Source organism: Bacillota bacterium, assembly GCA_040754675.1.
Taxonomy (GTDB): domain Bacteria; phylum Bacillota; class Limnochordia; order Limnochordales; family Geochordaceae; genus Geochorda.
In genome coordinates, this window is record JBFMCJ010000613.1 from 1 (window position 1) to 2311 (window position 2311).

Sequence of the window (2311 nt, forward strand, 5' to 3'; positions counted from 1 at the left end):
ACAGATTCGGCAGGCCGCGGCACATCAATGGGAAGAAACCCGTGCACCACCAGCGTTCCGTCCTGTTGGGCAACGACTTTCTTGACCAGAAGCTGCAGGATCTCCCGCTTCTGCCCAAAGGTTAGCGCATCGGGCTCAACCAGCCTCCTGGAAAACTTCAGGGCTGCCTGCCAGGCGTCCTCCAGAAATTGGGCCTCCTGCTTCAGGGACTCGAGCGAAGCACGCGCACCGGCAAGGTCCTGCTCCAGGACAGCAAGCCGCCCGTTCTGCTCGGCAAGCAAGGCGGAGGCCTCTTCTTCGCTAATCAACCCTGCCAGGCTGAAGCGGACGATCTGGAGCTTTTGCCTCTTGACTCCCTCGACGCACGACTCGAGCTCGGCAATGCGCCTCCTTGCCTTCTCTTCAGCGGCCGGGTCGGTGCGCCTCCTGAGCAACTCGGCAAGGAACAACCGAGGGTCGCTCAGGAGGTCGACAAGCCCCTGCCAAACCAGCCGGTCGGCATCCTCCTGGCGTACATAGCGTGACGGGCACCTCGGAGGATACTTTTCACCGGTAACCACCCGGTGGTGCCAGGGGAACTTACGCTGACAGGTGTAGTACTTCACACCGCCCTTTGAAGCCTGGCCGGCCGACATGCGGGACCCACACCAGCAGTAGAGCAGACCGGACAACAGATAGTCATGCCGCACATGACGGGAATAGTCGAGGCGGTTCGCCTCGGTCACGCGCTGCGCTGCCTCCCACAAGTCCCGCGAGATGATGGGCGGAACGGAAACTGCTATCCACTCCTGGCGCGGCCGCTCGAACCGGTGAGCGGGCTTCCCTCCCTCCGTGTCCCACCGATTCTGGTAGTAGACCCCAGTATATATCTCGTTCTGGATTATGCGAATGACAGTCGCCCGGTGCCAAAACTGCCCCCTCTTCGGCCGCACCCCCTCCGCAGCCAGGCGCCGGGCAATCTGTTCACTGCCCAACCCGCGGTTCACGTACAGGTCAAAGATGTGGCGAACGACCTTGGCCTCGTCCTCGTCGACCTCCAGACTCTTGGTCAACTTGTCCCACCTGTAGCCGTAAGCACGGGGGACCGACATGATTCCCCCCTGCCGCGCCTTCTGCCGCTTACCCCTCACCGTCCGCTCCTTGATCTTCTCCTTCTCGTACTCCGCAATCGCCCCGCGCAGCGAGTAGAACAACTTGCCCTCGGGCGTGTCCCGCCACTCGAAGTCCACGAATTCCAACCGGACCCCAGCCTGCTCGAACTCCTCCGTGAGGAGAAGCTGGTGCGAGAGGTTACGCGCCAGCCGGTCCGGGTCGTACACCACAACCAGATCAACGTCGCGCTCGTGAACCATGCGCCGAAGCTGCGCCAGCGCCTCGCGGTCCAGGGTAGCACCGCTGGCGGAGTCCGCAAGCTCGGCCACAACCTCAGCCCCCAGCTCCTGTGCCCGCCCGCGGCAGGCTTCGATCTGGGAGGCCAGGCTGTAACCCCTCTCCGCCTGGTCCTCGGTGGACACCCTCGCGTACACCACCGCGCGCACGGCGCTCCCTCCCCAGAAGGTAGTCAACCAGGAGGCTGATGGCCTCGGCCACGTGCTCCCGGGCTTCGGCATCCGTGCCCGAGCGGACGAAGACTACTTTCTGCACCACCAGCCCCCCTTTCCTGCATCAGAGTACGCGCCACTGGCACGTCCAAAATACGAACACGACGTGGCAGGTCACGTCACCCAGCGCCGGCATGACCACGTCGGAAAACTCCCGTGGCCACACAATCCGACACCGTACAGCCAAAACCCTCAACCAGCAAACAGCGCCAGCACGTCCTCCTCCAGCCCCGAGCCGTCCCACCGCCGGAAGGCACGCTCCAGGGCCTCCGAGTGAAGCAGGTCGTCCCACCTGTACCGGATCCCCCGGCCGTCGGACCGCGGGCAGCCACGCGCAGCCGAGAGGGCAACCTCCTCGGAGGCCGCCACGCAGAACAGCCGGTCCTCCGGACGCTTCCTGACAAACTGCCAGAAGGCATGAACCTCCCCCGGCACCGCACGCGGGCAAAAGCCCCAATACTCCCGGCCGGAATACTCCAGCCAGAAGCCCCACGCGCCCTGTGCCCACGAAAACGACCTGCCCAGCCGCGCCAGCCGCACGTAGAACTCCGAAGCTGCCAGGACGCGCAGCACGTCCACTGCCAGCAGACCAGCCCCCGCAGGACGCGCCCCGACCAGCGCCGCGGAACGCTCCGTCAGCGAGTAGGCCGGAGGATAGGGCTTGGGGAACTCCCACCGCCTCAGCAGCCCCACCCGCACCAGCCGGGTGA

Annotated in this window: 2 protein-coding genes; both read right to left on the reverse strand. The window is 64.9% G+C overall.

The genetic code is table 11. From position 1 onward, the window contains the following. Positions 1 to 1538 (reverse strand): recombinase family protein (locus tag AB1609_21595; protein MEW6049030.1); only part of this gene is annotated, 1538 nt, incomplete at its 3' end. 255 nt (positions 1539 to 1793) lie between these two features. Then, positions 1794 to 2311 (reverse strand): hypothetical protein (locus AB1609_21600; protein ID MEW6049031.1); only part of this gene is annotated, 518 nt, incomplete at its 5' end.